General features: G+C 67.1%; 19 protein-coding genes. 13 read left to right on the top strand and 6 right to left on the bottom strand.

Features of this window, described 5'->3' with window-relative positions; translation table 11 throughout:
- Positions 1–234 precede the first annotated feature (234 nt).
- The 3 genes from ACFV2O_RS24600 (at position 235) to ACFV2O_RS24590 (ending at position 3727) form a co-directional block, all read left to right on the top strand.
- Positions 235–549 (top strand): hypothetical protein, encoded by a 315-nt coding sequence (locus ACFV2O_RS24600; RefSeq protein WP_379253821.1) that lies wholly within the window; start codon positions 235–237, stop codon positions 547–549.
- 381 nt (positions 550–930) lie between these two features.
- Positions 931–2412, top strand: coding sequence for a phospholipase D-like domain-containing protein (locus ACFV2O_RS24595; protein WP_379253820.1), 1482 nt, complete (start codon positions 931–933; stop codon positions 2410–2412).
- A 475-nt stretch (positions 2413–2887) separates the two neighbouring features.
- Positions 2888–3727 (top strand): alpha/beta fold hydrolase, encoded by an 840-nt coding sequence (locus ACFV2O_RS24590; protein WP_379253883.1) that lies wholly within the window; start codon positions 2888–2890, stop codon positions 3725–3727.
- A gap of 327 nt (positions 3728–4054) precedes the next feature.
- On the opposite strand, the gene ACFV2O_RS24585 is transcribed toward ACFV2O_RS24590, so the two are convergent.
- Together ACFV2O_RS24585 and ACFV2O_RS24580 are read right to left on the bottom strand one after the other, a co-directional pair.
- Complete coding sequence (locus ACFV2O_RS24585; protein WP_355075174.1) at positions 4055–4246, bottom strand: hypothetical protein; 192 nt, start codon at positions 4244–4246, stop codon at positions 4055–4057.
- Positions 4247–4346: 100 nt separating this feature from the next.
- Entirely contained in the window at positions 4347–4544 is a 198-nt protein-coding gene (locus ACFV2O_RS24580) for a hypothetical protein (protein WP_379253819.1), read from the bottom strand.
- Positions 4545–4795: 251 nt separating this feature from the next.
- Here ACFV2O_RS24580 and ACFV2O_RS24575 point away from each other — a divergent pair, with 251 nt between their 5' ends.
- From ACFV2O_RS24575 to ACFV2O_RS24540, 8 genes are all read left to right on the top strand, one after another.
- Complete coding sequence (locus ACFV2O_RS24575; protein ID WP_379253882.1) at positions 4796–5722, top strand: helix-turn-helix domain-containing protein; 927 nt, start codon at positions 4796–4798, stop codon at positions 5720–5722.
- Positions 5712–5918: a DUF397 domain-containing protein gene (locus ACFV2O_RS24570; protein ID WP_355075176.1), complete on the top strand. Its 207-nt coding sequence runs from the start codon at positions 5712–5714 to the stop codon at positions 5916–5918. Before ACFV2O_RS24575 ends, ACFV2O_RS24570 begins: the two co-directional genes overlap by 11 nt.
- 236 nt (positions 5919–6154) lie before the next feature.
- Positions 6155–6520, top strand: coding sequence for a hypothetical protein (locus ACFV2O_RS24565; protein ID WP_379253818.1), 366 nt, complete (start codon positions 6155–6157; stop codon positions 6518–6520).
- Between the two features lie 32 nt (positions 6521–6552).
- Complete coding sequence (locus ACFV2O_RS24560; protein WP_379253817.1) at positions 6553–6693, top strand: hypothetical protein; 141 nt, start codon at positions 6553–6555, stop codon at positions 6691–6693.
- A 195-nt stretch (positions 6694–6888) separates the two neighbouring features.
- A complete protein-coding gene (locus ACFV2O_RS24555) occupies positions 6889–7311 on the top strand; it encodes a hypothetical protein (RefSeq protein WP_379253816.1) in 423 nt (140 codons plus the stop codon).
- 76 nt (positions 7312–7387) lie between these two features.
- A complete protein-coding gene (locus ACFV2O_RS24550) occupies positions 7388–8233 on the top strand; it encodes an LLM class F420-dependent oxidoreductase (protein WP_379253815.1) in 846 nt (281 codons plus the stop codon).
- 29 nt (positions 8234–8262) lie between these two features.
- Positions 8263–8454, top strand: a complete 192-nt coding sequence (locus ACFV2O_RS24545; RefSeq protein ID WP_379253814.1) for a hypothetical protein — start codon at positions 8263–8265, stop codon at positions 8452–8454.
- A 61-nt stretch (positions 8455–8515) separates the two neighbouring features.
- Positions 8516–9262 carry a DUF6882 domain-containing protein gene (locus ACFV2O_RS24540; RefSeq protein WP_355075187.1) on the top strand — a complete coding sequence of 249 codons (747 nt, stop codon included), beginning with the start codon at positions 8516–8518 and terminating at the stop codon, positions 9260–9262.
- Between the two features lie 9 nt (positions 9263–9271).
- Here ACFV2O_RS24540 and ACFV2O_RS24535 read toward each other — a convergent pair whose 3' ends face one another.
- Positions 9272–10468: a lipase family protein gene (locus ACFV2O_RS24535; protein ID WP_379253813.1), complete on the bottom strand. Its 1197-nt coding sequence runs from the start codon at positions 10466–10468 to the stop codon at positions 9272–9274.
- A gap of 427 nt (positions 10469–10895) precedes the next feature.
- Here ACFV2O_RS24535 and ACFV2O_RS24530 point away from each other — a divergent pair, with 427 nt between their 5' ends.
- Together ACFV2O_RS24530 and ACFV2O_RS24525 are read left to right on the top strand one after the other, a co-directional pair.
- Positions 10896–11480 (top strand): hypothetical protein, encoded by a 585-nt coding sequence (locus ACFV2O_RS24530; protein ID WP_379253812.1) that lies wholly within the window; start codon positions 10896–10898, stop codon positions 11478–11480.
- Between the two features lie 122 nt (positions 11481–11602).
- Positions 11603–13558 carry a GMC family oxidoreductase N-terminal domain-containing protein gene (locus ACFV2O_RS24525; protein ID WP_379253811.1) on the top strand — a complete coding sequence of 652 codons (1956 nt, stop codon included), beginning with the start codon at positions 11603–11605 and terminating at the stop codon, positions 13556–13558.
- Positions 13559–13576: 18 nt separating this feature from the next.
- Here the strand turns inward: ACFV2O_RS24525 and ACFV2O_RS24520 are convergent, their stop codons facing one another.
- Genes ACFV2O_RS24520 through ACFV2O_RS24510 form a run of 3 tightly spaced genes read right to left on the bottom strand, consistent with a single transcriptional unit; the run spans position 13577 to position 16721 of the window.
- Positions 13577–13951 (bottom strand): DUF742 domain-containing protein, encoded by a 375-nt coding sequence (locus ACFV2O_RS24520; RefSeq protein ID WP_379253810.1) that lies wholly within the window; start codon positions 13949–13951, stop codon positions 13577–13579.
- On the bottom strand, positions 13948–14364 hold the full coding sequence (locus tag ACFV2O_RS24515) for a roadblock/LC7 domain-containing protein (RefSeq protein ID WP_379253809.1): 417 nt from the start codon (positions 14362–14364) through the stop codon (positions 13948–13950). Before ACFV2O_RS24515 ends, ACFV2O_RS24520 begins: the two co-directional genes overlap by 4 nt.
- Before the next feature lie 29 nt (positions 14365–14393).
- Positions 14394–16721, bottom strand: coding sequence for a nitrate- and nitrite sensing domain-containing protein (locus tag ACFV2O_RS24510; RefSeq protein WP_379253808.1), 2328 nt, complete (start codon positions 16719–16721; stop codon positions 14394–14396).
- Between the last annotated feature and the right edge of the window lie 130 nt (positions 16722–16851).

Below are 16851 nucleotides of genomic sequence, written 5' to 3'. Positions count from 1 at the left end.
CGCAGCCTGTTATCGCGCCCGCGCGCAGTTTGGCGAGGCGCGCACCGCCGCGTGTTTCGACAACTTCAGCGGCTGGTCCGGCCGGTCGTGATCTCAGCGTGGAACCCTCGGCCACCCGGAGGTCGTACCTGCGAGTCAGATTTGCAGCGTTCCTTGAACGGGGGTGCTCTTGCCGCCATTGGGATGTGATGTCCCCAAGGGCGGCGACAAGAACGTCAGATCAGGAGGAAGCTGATGACCGACGGATCGGCGGTGGTATTGGAGGCGACCGACGTCTGGTACTACTCACGTGGTGACGAGGCGGTGTTCTTCGAGTGGCTCGACAGGATTCCCTCGGTCCGCTCGTACGGTGGGCGACTCAGCACGCTGGAGATCGTCGTCGATACCCCGGTAGACGACGACTCCCTGCGAGAGCTCCTGGCCCTCTTCTACCGGTACCGCATCGACTTGGCTCAACTTCGCCAGCTCGATAACAGCCAAATCGGCACTTGGTTCCGCGACCCTGAAAAGTGCTGGCACGAATCTGTTTTCGGCACCTCCGCCAATTGATCACAATCCCCTGGACGATGCCTACGACCTGGCCACACGTCGGCGATGGACGTCGGCAGGTGCCGCACGAAGTCGCCGGTCGAGTCGGCCGCCTCCGCGTCGCCCCCCTCGCCTTCGGAGGCGACCACCCTCACTCGCGTATCCGGGTCCAGTTGGCGGGGCACGGAACGGACGAGTCGCTGCAGGCAGTCCTGGACCCCGGCATCCCAGCCCAAGGGAATCAGGAGGTCTTCCCGAAGATTCGCTATTCGAAGTCGCGGACCAGCAGGGCGGAACGGGATCGCGGTGACGATGCTCACCGAGAAGGTGAGCGACCGCGCAGTACTGTGAATCGGTCACCTGCGGTGCGGGTGTCCGGCTGGACGAGAGAACTGACTACCCATGAGCGACGAGCGACAAATCCTCATACCCGGCGAAACCTGCTGGCAGATCGCACGGGCCGACCGGCTGGCATGCATTGTCGACGCGGCGGACTATTTCCGCTATGCCAAGTCCGCCATGTTGCAGGCCCGTAAACGCATTGTGCTGATCGGCTGGGACTTCGATACCCGGATCAAGTTCGAGCCGCAGGAGAAGACTCTCGAAGGGCCGAATCGGCTGGGCAAATTCCTGTCCTGGCTGCCGAAACAGCGACCGGATCTCGACATCTACCTGCTGAAGTGGAATGTCGGCGCGTTCGCGGCGATCAGCCGTGGGATGACACCGATCTTCGTTGTCAATTGGATGACCGATCGGCGGTTGCACTTGGAAATCGACGGCGCGCACCCGATCGGTTCAGCGCACCATCAGAAGATCGTGGTGATCGACGACGCGCTCGCCTTCTGCGGTGGTATCGACATGACCGTCGATCGCTGGGACACCAGCGACCATCGGGACGACAACCACTACCGAACCGAGCCGAACGGCAACCGGTACGGACCATGGCACGACGCGACCACCGCCGTCGACGGCGACGCGGCGAAGGCGATCGGCGAACTGGCCCGGGCCCGGTGGAAGGCGGCGACGGGAGAGCAGTTGGCGGCGGTCGACGAGATCGCCGGTGACACGCCGTGGCCGGACGGGTTGGAGCCGACGATGCGGTCTGTGGATGTTGGTATCGTGCGGACCTTCCCCGAGCTCGCCGACCGCGCCGAAGTCAGGGAGGTCGAGGCGCTGTATCTGGCGGCGATCGCGGGCGCCACGCGGTCGTTGTACATCGAGAGCCAGTACCTGGCCTCGCGCACTCTCGCCGAGGCGATCGCCGCACGGCTACGTGAGCCGAATGGTCCGGAGATCGTGCTGGTACTGCCGCGTCACGCCGATGGCTGGCTCGAGCAACAGGCGATGGATGGGGCTCGCCGCCGCTTACTCCATCTGTTATGGAAGGCCGATACCGAAAACCGGTTCGGTGTCTACTACCCCGTCACCGAGGCGGGCGCGCCGATCTACGTCCACGCCAAGGTGCTGGTGGTGGACGATCGGCTGCTGCGGGTGGGATCGTCGAACCTCAACAACCGCTCGATGGGCTTCGACACCGAATGCGACCTGGCAGTCGAGGTCACCCCCGCCACCGAGGAAGGTGACCTGCTGCGGGACACCATCCTCGGTATCCGGCGCCAGCTGATCTGCGAACATCTCGATGCCGAACCCGCGAAGTTCGACGCCACACTCGCCGAGACGTCGTCGCTGCTGCGCACGGTCGAGGCCCTGCGCGGCAACGGCCGGACCCTGGTGCGGTTCGAGCCGGGGACCGTCGAGGACGAAGACAGCCCACTGGCGGACAACGAATTGCTGGATCCCGAACGCACGCCACCGCGCCTGCGGGACAACCCGTTGCTGATCCGGGGTATCCGCAAGCTGAAGACAGCGGTGGGCGTGCGCTGACGTAATGGCATGCCGCACAGCTGCGTCCGCGGATCACAACGACCAACCGCCGTACGTCGTTCCAGATGCGGTGACGGCGGTCGGCGGCACGCCTATGACGTTGCGCAGCAATTGAAATCAGCATCGGTAGCGTTGGACCGTGAGGTTCAAGCGATATTCGGCACCAGGAAGGGGAGTGCCGCCGATACTTATCGCGAGGGATGGGACGACATGCAGGACGGCGCGATAAGGCATGGGACGCGCTCACCGGCCTGGCCTCGAAGCTCGGCGTCAGTGTGTCGACGCTGCAGAATCCGGACAGCTCCAACGCGGCGCCGATCATATTTTGAACGCACGGTAATGCCGATCCCGGGTGATTGGGGAGTGTGGACGCGATCTCGGCTGCACCGATGATTTTCGGGTGAATCTGTCGTCGATACCTCTGGAGATGCCGACAGATAGGAGTCCAGGCATGACGAGACCGTTTCGGTTGGGCATGACGTCGGTGCGGGCGAACGGTGTGGATCTCGGCATCGAGAGCTTCGGTCGCGAGGACGATCCGCTGTTCCTGCTGGTCGGCGGCACAACAATGGTCTCCTGGCCCGACGCGCTGTGCGAGCGGCTCGCCTCGGGCGGGCGGCGCGTGGTCCGCTACGACCTGCGCGACTCCGGCGCGTCGACGACCCTCGACCCTCAGAATCCGGCATACAACCTGCGGGATCTCGCCACCGACGCGGCCGCGCTCGTCGAGGTGCTCGGCGCCGGGACCGCCCATCTCGGTGGTGTCGGCGTCGGTGGGATGGTCGCTCAGGTCGCCGCATTGGACCACCCGGACGTGTTCTCCGCACTAACCCTCGTCGGCACCCGGCCGGTGGCCCCAGGCCCGGTCGATGAGGACCTGCCCGACCACGACCGCGCGGTCATGGGCGCGTTGTTCTCCCGCCCACGGCCGGACTGGACCGACCGGGATGCGGTCGCGGCGTTCGCCGCCGAGGGCGCCGCGCTGATGGGCAACGATCCGCAGCAGGCGCGGGCGACGGCGGCCCGAATCTGGGATCGGACACCGTCGAGCGATCCCGCGGTGCACCAGGAGAACCAGCTCGGGATGGTGTTCTCCCGGCTCGACTGCGCCCCGCGCTGGCGGGAGCGGCTCGGTGAGCTCGACGTGCCCACGCTCGTGGTGCACGGTCGCGCCGACCCGTTCTTCCCGGTCGGCAACGGTGAAGTCCTCGCCGCCGAAATCCCGGGGGCGCGACTGCTCGTCCTCGACGACATGGGTACCGCTCTGCGCCCAGCGGCGGCCGACCAGGTCGCTGCCGCCATACTCACCCTGTAACCGCCCGGCTGGGAGGCATCCTGAGCCAGCGGCACGCACCATGATGCCGCTGATCGCGCTGACCGAACCGGCCCGGCGCGGCACCTCGGAAGATCAACGAGCAGTAGTGCCCGTCCGACGCCGGCCGATCGCACCATCATGCCGAGTACAGGGCGTCCGCAGGAGCGTGTACGCGACCTCGACCGCACCCGATGAATTTCGGGTGGCTCCCTCGTCGAATGGAGTGTCGAACTCGAGGCGTCGCCTGCTGATGCCAACAGGACGAGATGCGCACATGTGTGGCTCGGCCTCCGCTCCGGAGCCAGCGTAAGGCGCCGAGTAGCTCGCCTATCCCGTCGGTGCGTGCCATCGCGTCGACAACTGGCATCCCACCGCGAACTCTTCGGCGTCGCGCAGCGCTCTGCCCGCGATGAGGTCCAGTTCGAGCGAGTCGTCGCCGTATCCGGTTGTCGCCGCGATCATCTGGCGGGCGGTGGACCGGATCGCCGACTTGTCGCCGGTCACTGTCCAGCGGTTCACGGCAGGCACGTGGATGAGCCAGCGTGGGCCGCAACAGTGCACCGTGACGCGGTAGTGGCGCACGGTCACGGCCTTCGCGCGCGGACGGCCCGATGGCGGGTCACTCGCTCCACGACAGGGCTTCGGTGAGGGTCACCGGAGGCGGGGGAGGGGTCGGCACCCCGCCTCCGGGACGTTCGGGTGTGTCGGCCCACTGCCGCAGCGCGTCGGCGTAGCGCTCGAGCACGGGCAGCGGCACGCCCTTGTAGGGGGCGCGAGCCCGTGGGAACGGAACGCGTTGCGGTAGTGCGTTGGTCATGTGTCCTCCCACTGTCCGAGTGGCGGCGAACGGGGAGTCACGCCGCGCCGATCTCGCGGTCAGTGGAGCACCGGATGCGGGCCGTATGGATATTCCCGCGCGAATTCGCGACAGAAAGTGGCGAAAGCCCTGGACACCTTCCAGCGACCCTGCACAATAGCCTCCGGTGGGGCGAAAGACCGCCTTCCACAAGGACTTTCGGAACATTCCAGTCAGTGGGTGTGAATATTCCACGGAAGGGAGCAAACAGCATGGGGGAGAGCGATGCGGGCGCCGGTATTCGGCAGCTCAAAGCCGACATTCGCGGGACGGGAGGCGTTCCACACCGCAGCCTCGGCCGCTGCCTGCGCGGCATGAGGCAGGAGGCGGGATTGTCCATCGAAGTGGCGGCGCGGGCCATCGGGCGCGGGGCGGGGACGCTGCACCGTTTGGAAACCGGTGCGCCGAACGTGGTCGTCCGGGAGGAAGATCTGCGGCGGCTGTGCAGGCTGTATCAGCGGGTGGAGATGCTGCCGGTGTTGAAATCGCTCGCTGCACAGGGGAGGACGCCGTCGTGGTTGGACGAGTTTCCCGATCAAGTGAATCCGACATTCAACGCCTACGTGCAGATGGAGGCGGCAGCGTCTCGTATCACTGTCTATCGCCCCGATATGGTGCCCGGACTGTTTCAGACTCCGGACTACGCGCGGGCGCTGGATCGTGTCTACTTTCCGATGGACACCGCAGAGGAGATCGAGCGTCGCGTCCGAGTGCGGCGTAACAGGCAAGCGTTGATCTGTCGTGACTTCTCGCCGCTGGCAGCTGTGCTCGTGCTGGACGAGGCAGTGACCAGGCGAGTCGTCGGCAGTCCACGCGTGATGTCGACGCAGCTGCGCCATCTGGCCGGTCTGCCGCCGAATGTTCGCGTGCAGGTGCTTCCTTTCGGGGCAGGCTTCCCGCTGGGAGTCTCGACCGGTCCCTTCACGATCCTGGATTTCGCCGGTGACGGAGAGGGTCGGCCGCTGGAGCCGCCGGTGGTCTATGTCGAGAGCTACACAGGCAACATCTACCTGGAGCGCACCAGCACCGTGCGTCGGTACCGAGCTGGATTCGAGGTAATCCAGCGAGTAGCTTTGGATGTGCCGAATAGCAAACGCCTCCTGCGGCAGGTAGCGAAGGAGTTCGACTGTGTCCGTTGATCTATCCGGAGCGCACTGGTTCAAGAGCACCCGTAGTGCTGCTGGAAACGACTGTGTCGAGATCGCGCATCTGGACGGCGGGCGCGTGGGGGTTCGTGACTCGAAGAATCCTCACGGTGGGGCGTTGGTGTTCACGCCCTCGGAGTGGGATGCGTTTCTGTCGGTCGCTCGGGGCGGCGAGTTCGACCGATCTTGAGCTCCGCCTGCTCGATCGCCGGTGTTCATCGATGACCGCAGTAGGTACGCTTCTGCGGCCAGCAGTACTTCCGAGACCGAGAGCTTCGACGGATATCGTGCGCTACATCGGCTGCGTCGGCGGGTTGGGGGACCTGCCGACCTCCTCGCGCAGCGTACCGCCGATATCAATGATCGACGGTGTCTTCAGCATCGGCACCGCATACATTTCATGACGCGGCGAGACCGAGGAGACCGATGAGTACACCGATTCCACCGCGAACGTTGACCGACCTCGAAACCGGTGTCGCCGTGAAGCTGCTGTCGTCGGGCGACCCCGGCGCCTCCGAGTACCAGGCGCAGGTGCCGTATTCGCGGGTCGTCGCCACCTGGGGTATCGGTTCACCCAGCATCGATCTGGCGGTGCGGGCCGGTGCGGTGCGAGCATCCGGTTCGCCGGACGGGATCTTCGCCAGCGGAGGGGTCACCGACCGCGACGGATCACCGATCGGCGAGGTCATACTGTGGGTCGAGGACGGCTGGCTCAGCGGAATCGAGTACGCCTGGCATACGGACGAACTCCCGCACGCGCTGCCCGAGCCCGGTCGAATCGAGCTTCTGTAGCGCGAGATGATGATTGGGCCATATTGAGCCGCATGCCGCACACCGAGATCGAGATCACCGCGGAGTTGGTGCGGGGTCTGCTGCGTGACCAGCACCCCGACCTAGCCGACCGCCCTGTGCGGCTCGGCGCGCGTGGCTGGGACAACCAGCTGTGGCGGCTGCGATATCAGTGATGCGCTCGAGCTTCGGCTCGTAATCCCTTCGGGTCGATGCTGTATCTGCGGTACATGCCGTGCGGCGTAACGACTAGAGGTTGATCACGGATAAGACGTGCAGCCGGGCCGGTGTTCTCGAACTCCCGGTACCGAGGCCCGGCGGCCGTGTATCCGGGCATGTCGATCAGTGTGCAGACTCAGAGGGGAAAGATCATGCGCTCAGTTACCAAATTGGCCACGACCGCCGCTGCCGCCGTAGTGGCTTGCGCCCCGGCGTTCGTCTTCGCCGGTACCGCCTCGGCCGAGGCCGTCAACCTCCCGGTGCTCTACACCACGGCGACGGAAGCGGGCCTGTGCTACGGCACGATTCGCGGGAACGTTGACCAGGACTCTTCCCAGGGACTTCACCTCACCAGCGCCTTCGAGGGCATCGGCACCTGCGCGACCACCGCTTACGTCTCCTGGCACAACGTCGACACCGGCGCGCGGGGGAGCACCACGATCAAGCTGGTCGGCTCGTGGTACAACTCCGCCACCATCCCCTCCGGCCCCGGCCACGTCGAGTTGTCCGTCACCACAAAGGAAATCTTCCACTCGCCCGATTCGGTTCAGGTGCAGTACGTCATCCCGGGGTGATCGGTAGTGAAGCCGGGCATCACGGCCGCGGCAAGTCGCATTGGCGGACTCGAGTGCGGCGGGTAACTTCGAGCAAATGGATGCCGGCGTAGCCTACTTCCCGACCCACGATGGCCTCGGGCCCGCGGAGCTCGCTCGAACCGTCGAGGAACGCGGCCATCGGTGGCTGATGTGGGCGGAGCATACGCACATCCCGGCGGCGCGGGAGACGCCATGGCGCGGCGAGAAGGGCGCGCCGCCGCTGCCGCGAAAATACGCGCACACCTATGACCCTTTCGTGGCGAGCGCCTACGCGTTGAGCGCCACGAAAGCGCTACGGGTCGGGACCGGTATCGCGCTCGTGGCCCAGCGTGACCCGATCATCACCGCCAAGGAGGTCGCGTCGCTCGATCATCTGTCCGGCGGGCGATTCGACTTCGGCATCGGCGCAGGCTGGAACCGTGAAGAGATGGCGAATCACGGCACCGATCCACGGACCCGGATGAAGCGCATGGGCGAGCACGTCCGAGCGATGAAGGTATTCTGGACGCAGCACGAGGCCTCGTTCGACGGCGAGTACATCTCGTTCGACCGGATCTGGAGTGATCCCAAGCCGATCCAGCGGCCGCACCCGCCGATCCTCGTCGGCGGCAATGGCCCGACGGTGCTGGATCGCGTGCTCGAGTACGGCGACGCATGGATGCCCAATCACGGCCCCGGGATCATCGAGCGGATCGCCGAGTTGCGGACGCGGGCCGATCGCCCGATCGACGTCGTTGTGATGGGCGCACCCGCCGATGACCTCCAGGTTCTCGAAGCCTACGAGCAAGCGGGAGTCGACCGCGTGCTGTTCTGGTTGCCATCGGCCCACCGCAGCGTCATCGAGCGCGAGCTCGATCGGGTCGAGGCGACGATGGCCGAGCTGCACGACCGCCCGGTGTGAAGCGCGACCGGCCGTATCGTGTCCCAGCCGTGACGCCGAAATCCCCATATCGGAGCCGAATCAGCGATTTGCCCGCCGGGCGCCGGATCGATCCCAGCGAACTGGGCCAGGAGGTGGTCCAGCAGCATGCCTACCGGTGCGACCAGTGCGGGTCCATGACGTTCTTCGCCGACGGTTTCCTGCCGCACCCGCTGCCGGGACGCACGACCGCTCGGGGCTGAGCACGGCACGACAGCCGGTCCGGAAGCGGAGCGATGGCTCCGCGTTGACTACGCTGACGCGGTGTCCCAATCCGTGCCACTGACGAGACTTCTCGATGACGCGGGCTTGCTGTCGCTCGAGCACCGCCTGCACCTCGAGGAGGTGCTCGGCGCACACGTGTTGGAGGCCGACCTGGACGGACGTCGGCTCGAATTCCTCGGTGACGAAGGCTCCTTCGTGTGCACCGACGTCCACCTGCTCGGAACGGCGGATGCCGACACGTGGCTGTGGGGATGGGTCAACCCCTGGGGCTACCCGCCGTCGCTGCTGCGCGCGGCGGAGACCGTGCGCGAGTTCGGGTCCCGCTACCGTGTCGCCGAATTGTGTTCGGCCGAACTGCCCGTGGTCCTCGGTGGCGCGGCGCCGGAGCCCTATCAGGTGGCCGGCTTGATGGCGGATGCCGCGAAGATCGTTTGCGGGCGCTGGAACTCCTACTGCGGTGTCATCGATGGCGCCTGCGTGGCGTTCCTCATCGACCACCCGGCCTTCGAATTGCCCGCGCCCACCCCCTCCGGCCTCGCTCGCGTGCTGGCGCACGGCTTCGGTGCACTGCCACTGACGGATCACCGGCGTGCCGTGTACAGCTACCTCACCCGGCGGGGACTGAACACCGAATTCCTCGACGACTACCGGTTGCTGGAATTCGGCGACGACGGTCTCGCCGGCGAGGTCGAGTTCGACGCTTCGGGCCGGATCGCGAACCTCGATATCCGGATCGTCATGGACGGGATCGACGCACCCTTCGAATCGCAGCCCCAGCCGGCGTGATCCGACCGGTCAGCTCGGCGGGAACTGTTGCTCGAACCAGCCGAGGATCTCGGGGACGGCTATCCGGGCCGTTCCGGCGTGGTCCACGTCGCCCAGGTCCCGCAGCGTGGCGTTGCCGCTGCCGAGAGCTTGCAGGCAGTGCTCGGCATTCGGAAACGGCACGGCGCGATCGCCGCGGGCAGCGTAGAGGTGAACGGGTACCCGCGGCGTCCAGTCGCAGGTGCGGTCGCTCTCGGCGATAGCCGCCGCGGTGGCGCCGGTCGGCTCGGCGGCGGACTGGATGAACCCGGATGTCAGCAATTGTCCGGGGGTGGGCGCCAGCGAGGTCACGATGGTGATCTCGGTGTGGAAGCCGTCGAAGAGTTCTTCGACCTTGTCGGCGTAGGGCTGCTGGAAGGCCTCGGTCGGGTCGTCGTAGAGGTGGTGGATCCGGTTCATGGAAGTGATCCAGTAGGAGAGGAAGAGCACCGCCGCGCCCGGTAGCACCCGCCCGTCCAGTGCGGCGGGCGCCTGGACGTGCCGTAGGTCGTAGGGTCCGCTGATCGGGGCCAAGGCGGCGACCCCGAACCCTGGGATCGCACCGGCGGCCAGCGCTTTGCCGAGCGCCATCGCGGCGTGGCCGCCCTGGGAGAAGCCGGTCACGAGCACGTCCGGATCGAGCTCTCGGCGCTGCTGGGCCACGAGGGAAGCGGTCGCGCGCAACAGGTCGGCCGAAGCGCTGACCTCCGAGGGCGCATGGGTGTAGGGATGCGTCCCCGGACCGTTCCCGAGGCCCAAGTAGTCCGGTGCGGTCGCCGCGTAGCCCGCGGCGGCGAAGGCCACCGTGCGCAGCCGATCGGGGAGGTTGCGGGTGTCGACCGACGGCGCGTCGCTCTTCAGCGTCATGGTTCCGTGCTCGTAGCTGACCACCCGCAGCCGCCGGGAGTCCGTGCGCGGCAGCGCCACCAGCCCGCTGGCGGTGGTTTGGTCGCCGTGCGGGGTGATCGTCCGGTACTCGATGCGGAAGGCGTCGACGCCGTTGCGCACCGGAGTAGAGATTCCGCCGTTGGTCAACAGGGCGGCGGTCTGCTCGGGCGGCAGACTCAGCAGGGGCGTCGTGGAAACGATCTCACCGCGGGCGGGCGGCGGTTCGTGTTCGGTGTTGCCGCATCCGGCGGCTCCCAACAAGACGACCACCGCGACCAGGCAGCGCCTCAGACGGTACATCCGTCGGTCCTCTCGACGATCATCGGCTTCGTTCCATCATCGCGCGTGCGCCTACAGGTCGTCGGGCGGTGCGGCCGGGCCGCCGGGATCGGACGGTGGTTTCGGGTCTCGTGGAAGGCTCGGAGTTCGCGGCGAGCGGAGGGAAGCCGCTCCGCTCGTCCGCATCCCGCGCGTCCGGTGCCTGGTCGTAGCTGATCCGGCCACAAGCAGTTCACCCTACCGTTAAGTAAATGTGTGTTCCAAGTGATATAGGGCTATCTACCAGTATGGAGAAGCTATATGTTATGAATCATTATCGTCGACTGCGGTAGTTCGGTGTGGTTGCTACCCGGGCGGCGCGAGGTTGTCGACGCTACCCGGCCGACGCCGTCCGGGCGGCGTCGACATCCCAATCGCGGCTGATCGAGGGACTACCCGAGGAGTGGGCATGAGCACGCCGACGGCGAGCGCGACTACCGAGATCTACTTTCGCGCGGCGGCCGCGACCCTGGTCGAGGCGGCGACGGTGCTTGCGGACTTCGGATGCTCGCCGGTGGATGTCTCCGGGATACTCGAGCGCTCGCGCCGAGTCGAGCACGCGCTCGGCGTGGTCATCGGCAACTTGACCGCCGCGCTGGAGTCCGAGCCCGTGGCCGCCGACGCCGCGCAGTTGTCCGAACTCGGGCGGGCGCTCGGCCGCGTCGTCGAACGAATCCGGGCGGCAGCCGCGCTCGCGGACGCCCGCCTCGTGACGTCGGTGCCGGACGAGGTGCTCGAAGTCGTGATGACGATAGGTCGCTGCGCACATCTCACCGCCGCTGCGCTGGGCGCGTGCGACCAACCGCTGCTCGGGTCGTATCGCGCCGAGTTGCTGCGCCTCGCGGTGCACGCCGAGCGGACCTTCACCCGGTGGTCGCTGTCGCGGCCACGGACCGGCGCGAACCCGACGGCGGAACTCGGCAAGGCGCTCGTCTCGGTCGTGCACGCGTTCCTGGCGGTCGGTTACGCGGCCGCGATCGTGATCAGGGCGTGAACGCTATGTGGCCATGCATTCTTTCCCGCGATCCGAAATAACCAGGGCAAACGGGTTTTTAGTTAGTGGTTGTTCATGTCGTGTGATAGAACTCACTGGCGAAACGAAGGGGACTGTTCGACATGGAACCAACAGCCAAGCAACGCGCGGCGATGAACGTCATCTGCGACACGTTCAACCCCGGCGACGGGTTGACGCTGCCGTCGGCGAGCGCGCTCGGAGCCGTTGACACCGTCTTCCAACTGCTGGGGCGCAATCCGCGCGAGGCGGAGAAGAAGCAACTGGCCACGCTGCTGAACCTGTGGGATTCCCGGCTGACCGGCCTGCTCACCGGCAGCGGTCTCCGGCGCTTCTCCCGCCTTTCGCAGGAGGAGCGGGAACGGGCATTGCTGCGGCTGGCCGATTCGCGTTTCGAATCCGTGCGGGTGATCTTCGGGGCGCTCAAACAAGCGTCGCTGCTGTCCTACAACATCACTCCCGGCCCGACGGGCGTCAATCCGCTGTGGAAGGAGATCGGGTATCCGGCCCCTGCCGGTCCGCTGACCACGGCGCCCGCACCCGTGTTGACACCGCTGCGTTGCACCGAGACGACCGAATTCGACTGTGACTTAGTGATCGTCGGTTCCGGCGCCGGAGGCGGTGTGGCCGCCGCGGTATTGGCCGAAGCGGGCCTGGACGTCGTGGTGCTGGAACGCGGAAACTACTACGACGACCGCGATTTCGGCGCGGGCGAGCTGGACGGGTTGCAACACCTGTACGCACCGGGGCCGCCGGGCACCGCCGACGGTCAGATCACCCTCGTCGCGGGCACGTGCCTAGGGGGTGGGACGGTCGTCAACTGGAGTACGTCTTTGCCGACGCCGGAGAATGTCCGGGCGGAGTGGGCCGCCCTGGGCGCCGCCCAGTTCGCCGAGGACGAATTCGGCGACGCGCTCGACGTGGTGCGGCGGCGGCTCGGTGTCACCGATCGGCGGTCGGTGCTGTCGGCTCGCGACGGCGTTCTCGAGCGCGGCGCCCGCGCGCTCGGCTGGGCGGTGGACACGTTGCCGCGCAACGTGACCGACGCCTGCGACGCCGGTGTGGAGTGCGGCCGGTGCGGTTACGGCTGCCGCCTGGGCGCCAAGCAGTCGGTGACCAAGACCTGGCTCGCCGACGCGGCGGATCGGGGCGCGCGACTGGTCGTGGACGCCGACGTGCGGCGGATCAGTGTGCGAAATGGTCGCGCGGAAGGCGTTTCGGCGGTCACGTCCGACGGCGTGGCGATCGAGGTGCGCGCTCGTGCGGTGGTGGTGGCGGCCGGTGCGATCCAGACTCCGGCGTTGCTGCGGCGCTCCGGGCTGCGCAACCAGAACATCGGCCGCCATCTGCGCCTGCACCCGGCGGCCGCGGTGTTCGGGGTGTTCGAGGAAGAGATCCGGCCGTGGGAGGGCGGCTTGCAGACCCGGATCTGCCGCGAGCACAGCGATTTGGACGGCAACGGCTACGGCGTGATCTACGAGACCGGGCCGATTCATCCCGGTCTCGCCACCGGGTTCATGAGCTGGCGCGGCGCGGAGAACCATCGGACCACCATGCTCGATTTCGCGCGTTCGAACGCGATCGGCATCATCACGCGCGACCGCGATTCGGGCACCGTGTCCGTCGATCGCGGCGGTGAGCCGATCGTGAACTACCGGTTGTCGGACTACGATGCCGCCCATTTGCACACCGGGTTCGAGGGGGCGGCGAGCATTCTGGAAGCAGCGGGTGCGCAGCGCATCTTCTCCGGGCACCAAGCGGGCGTCTCCTACGAACCGGGCCGCCGCGGCTCGCACGCCGATTTCGCCGCCGCGTGCCGGGCCGCCGGGTACGGACCGGGGCAATGCTCCCTGGGCGCACTGCACATCATGGGTTCGGCGCGGATGGGCGGCTCAGCGGAAACCTCGGCCACCAACCCGGACGGCGCCACGTGGGAGGTGGCGAACATCGTCGTCGCCGACGCCTCCAGCTTCCCCACCGCGTCGGGCGTCAACCCCATGGTCTCGATCGAGGCGATCGCCTACATGAACGCGAAAAGGCTTGTCGCGCGGTTGAGCTGAATACCGGCCGGGGTCGGGTCAGAGCGCGCGAATGCCGTCGAGCACCGCGCGCAGGAGACCGAGATCCGATTCGGACCCGACCGTGGGCTCCGCCGACCGGTAGATCAGCCTGCCGTCGTCGAGCAGGTCGCCGATGAGGACCTTCGTCATCGTCAGCGGCAGGTTCAATCGCGCGGACACCTCCGCTACCGACTGCGGGGTGCGGCAAAGCTGCACGATGGCGGCGTATTCCGGTTCGGTGCGCCGCAGTGCGGTGCCCGGCGCGCCATCGACCACCAGGGTGACCAAGTTCAGTTCCGGGCGCACGGCACGACCCCGGCCGCGAGTGATGGCGAAGAGCCGGACCATCGGACCGGCGTCTTCCTCGTACCAGGGATCGTGCTGATAACTCATGGCTGTGTCGAAGCGGGTGGGTGCGGGCGCGTGTCGACCGACAGATGTGTTCCGACTCGCTGCACCGTCTGATTCATTTCGTAGGCCACCATACCCATATCGGCGGTCTCGGACGCCAGCAGTGCCAGGCAGGCGTTGGTTCCGGCCGTGGTGACGAACAGCACGGCGTGGTCGAGTTCCACCACCGTCTGGCAGACGCCGCCTGCGTCGAAATGGTGGCCGACGCTGCGGGATAGGCTGTGCAGCGCCGATGTCATCGCGCAGAACCGCTCGGCGTCGGCCTTGTCCAGTTGGGCCGAATGGCCGATCAGCAGCCCGTCGGAAGACAGCAGCACCGCGGATTTCGCTCCGACCAATCCGGTGACCAGCTCGTCGAGCAGCCAACCGAGGCCGGTTCCCTGGGAAGTAGTCATCGTCGCCTTCTGCAGAGGGGGATTGCGGACTAATCGAAGTCGGGACGCTTCCGGCGTCCCTGGCGGGTGCCGTTCTCGATGGCACTCATCAGATTGCGTGCTTCATCGGCGGTCCGCTGTCGTATCGGGGCGGCGGGCGCCGTCTGCTCCTGCTCCTGGGGAGATTGACGGCGGCGGCGTGGGAGCGGCGGCCTGGCGTCCGCGGCCGGACCGGGATCTGGTGTGGCCGCGGTGTCGAAGCCACGGTCGTCGCTGTGCGGGGTCGGTGCCGGGGCCTGTTGCTCGGAGGCCGGGGTGAACCATGCCGATCGGCCCGGTACCGGCGCCGGTCGAGGCGGGAGGTCGTCCGGCGCCTGCGGCCGCACGGGCTCGATGGGGTCAGCGTCGCTCTGCTCGCGCGGCGAGGTCTCCGACCGCAGGAGTGCGCTCGGAATGAGCACCACCGCCCGCACGCCGCCGTAGGCCGACTCACCCAGACGTACCGAAACACCGTGCCGGTGAGCCAGTTTCGCGACGACGAACAATCCGAGCCTGGTGTCGCTGGACAAAGTCACCACACTGAAATCCGGTGGGGTGGACAGCAGTTCGTTGCGCGCGGCGAAGTCGGCCTCCGACATGCCCAAGCCCTGGTCGATGATCTCGACCGCGACGCCGCGCCCGACCACGACGCCGGACACCTCGACCCGCGCCTGCGGGGGTGAGAAGGCTGTCGCGTTGTCCATCAGCTCGGCCATCAGGTGGATCAGGTCGGCGACGGCGTTGCTCGACACCTGGAGTTCCGGCAGCCTGCCGGTCTGGATCCTGGCGTAGTCGAGACTTTCGGCGACGGCGGCGCGGACCAGATCGATCAGTGGAACCGGCTTGCGCCAGCGTCTACCCGGCTTCTCGCCGCCGAGGATGATGAGGTTCTCGGCGTTGCGGCGGGCCCGCGTCGCCAGGTGGTCGAGCTGGAACAGCAGCTCGAGCTGGTCGGCGTTCTCCTCCTTGCGTTCGGCTTGGTCGAGCAGCGCCAACTGGCGGTGCACCACGACCTGGCTGCGATGGGCGATGTTGAGGAATACCGCGTTGACGCCCGTTCGCGTCTTCGCCTCGGCGACCGCGGCGGATACGGCCGCGACATGGGCGCGGTTGAAGGCGTCGCCCACCTGGCCCAATTCGTCGGAACCGAAATCCAGTCGGGCCAACCCGGCCTCGGAGTCGATGCTTTCGCCTCGGCCGAGCCTGCCCATGAGATCGGGCAGCTGCTGGTCCGCCAGTTCCAGTGTGTCGCGCCGCAATCGCCGCATTCGCCCGATGAAGCGATTGGCCATGATCAACGCCGCGAGGAAGGCGATGGTCGCGACCAACAGCACCCCCGCGCCACCGAGCATGGAATGCCGCGCGGTTTCATCGCCTCGCTCCCGCGCGATCTGGTGCGCGTCGCGGCTCTGGTCGTCCCAGAGCTTCAGCAGGGCCGCCGAGACCTGGCCGGAGGCTTCTTGCCAGGCCGCGACACCCATGGGCAACGACGACGTGGTCCTGGAGGCCGAGCGGCCGCTCTGGGTCCTGCCGGTACCGGTGGACTCGTCGGAGTCGGAGCCCGCCTCCACCGGACCGCGCACCAGCACCGCGTCCTGCATCGCGACGAGCTTCTGATAGGCCGGTCCGGCGGTGATCTCCTGGAGCTGGGCGAGTCGCTTGTTCTTCAACACGCGGCCGGAGTAGGCGACCTCACTGCGGAATTCGCCTACCAACCGGCTGAATTCGGTCAATTGCGCGGGAGTGTTCTCGCCGACGGTCAGCGCCACCGCGCCCAGGGTGTCCGCCATCGACAGGGCTTCGGCCGCGCGTAGGGGCTCGACGCCGTAGTTCAGTTCCATGGCGATGTCGGCTTCCGGCGCCACCCGGGCGGCGAGGGTCGACGCGGCGATGATCGTGCCGATGACCCCGCTGAAGACTTCGAAAACCTCGTGCGGCGCGGCCTGCCGGGTGTCGACCCCGCCGCGCAGCGTCGGAACCATCGCGAACAGCTTGTTGTAGCCCTCGATATCGGAGGCGGACCCGCCGGGATTCAGTTTGCGGGCGGCATCGCCTTTCGCCATCACCCCCGCCAGCGCCGCGTCCGAACGCTGGCGTGCGGCGGCGAGCCCGCGGGCGACTTCGGTGTCACCGGCCAGGGACAACAGCGACAGGCGACGCTCCTCCTGGAACGCCTGGACCATGAGGACGGCCGGTGCCGTCGTGCTGCTGGCCAGCTCCGCCCATTCCTTGGCCGCCTGGGCGGATCGCACCAGATAGCCGGCCGCGCCCACACCGATGATGAGTAGCGTGACGCTCGATATGAGCACGATCGCCAGCAGGCGTACCCGGACACTCACTCGACCACGGACATCACGCCGGCTCGACCGAACCACTCCCATAGCGGATTCGCGCAGCTCTGACCACTTGCTCACGGCTGGAAAATGCCTACCCTCTGACACGGCCCCGCCCGACCCGGGCGGCACCTCA

It is taken from the genome of Nocardia sp. NPDC059691 (assembly GCF_042733915.1).
GTDB classification, from domain to species: Bacteria; Actinomycetota; Actinomycetes; order Mycobacteriales; family Mycobacteriaceae; genus Nocardia; species Nocardia sichangensis.
Note: the sequence above shows the minus strand (reverse complement) of the source record. Positions and strands in the feature narration are given on the sequence as shown.

Coding starts and splice junctions, on each gene's coding strand:
- ACFV2O_RS24580 (WP_379253819.1), bottom strand. CDS start 4,544: ATGACCAACGCACTACCGCAACGCGTTCCGTTCCCACGGGCTCGCGCC.
- ACFV2O_RS24525 (WP_379253811.1), top strand. CDS start 11,603: ATGGAACCAACAGCCAAGCAACGCGCGGCGATGAACGTCATCTGCGAC.
- ACFV2O_RS24515 (WP_379253809.1), bottom strand. CDS start 14,364: ATGACTACTTCCCAGGGAACCGGCCTCGGTTGGCTGCTCGACGAGCTG.
- ACFV2O_RS24550 (WP_379253815.1), top strand. CDS start 7,388: ATGGATGCCGGCGTAGCCTACTTCCCGACCCACGATGGCCTCGGGCCC.
- ACFV2O_RS24560 (WP_379253817.1), top strand. CDS start 6,553: ATGCCGCACACCGAGATCGAGATCACCGCGGAGTTGGTGCGGGGTCTG.
- ACFV2O_RS24590 (WP_379253883.1), top strand. CDS start 2,888: ATGACGTCGGTGCGGGCGAACGGTGTGGATCTCGGCATCGAGAGCTTC.
- ACFV2O_RS24600 (WP_379253821.1), top strand. CDS start 235: ATGACCGACGGATCGGCGGTGGTATTGGAGGCGACCGACGTCTGGTAC.
- ACFV2O_RS24535 (WP_379253813.1), bottom strand. CDS start 10,468: ATGTACCGTCTGAGGCGCTGCCTGGTCGCGGTGGTCGTCTTGTTGGGA.
- ACFV2O_RS24555 (WP_379253816.1), top strand. CDS start 6,889: ATGCGCTCAGTTACCAAATTGGCCACGACCGCCGCTGCCGCCGTAGTG.
- ACFV2O_RS24530 (WP_379253812.1), top strand. CDS start 10,896: ATGAGCACGCCGACGGCGAGCGCGACTACCGAGATCTACTTTCGCGCG.
- ACFV2O_RS24565 (WP_379253818.1), top strand. CDS start 6,155: ATGAGTACACCGATTCCACCGCGAACGTTGACCGACCTCGAAACCGGT.
- ACFV2O_RS24575 (WP_379253882.1), top strand. CDS start 4,796: ATGGGGGAGAGCGATGCGGGCGCCGGTATTCGGCAGCTCAAAGCCGAC.
- ACFV2O_RS24595 (WP_379253820.1), top strand. CDS start 931: ATGAGCGACGAGCGACAAATCCTCATACCCGGCGAAACCTGCTGGCAG.
- ACFV2O_RS24520 (WP_379253810.1), bottom strand. CDS start 13,951: ATGAGTTATCAGCACGATCCCTGGTACGAGGAAGACGCCGGTCCGATG.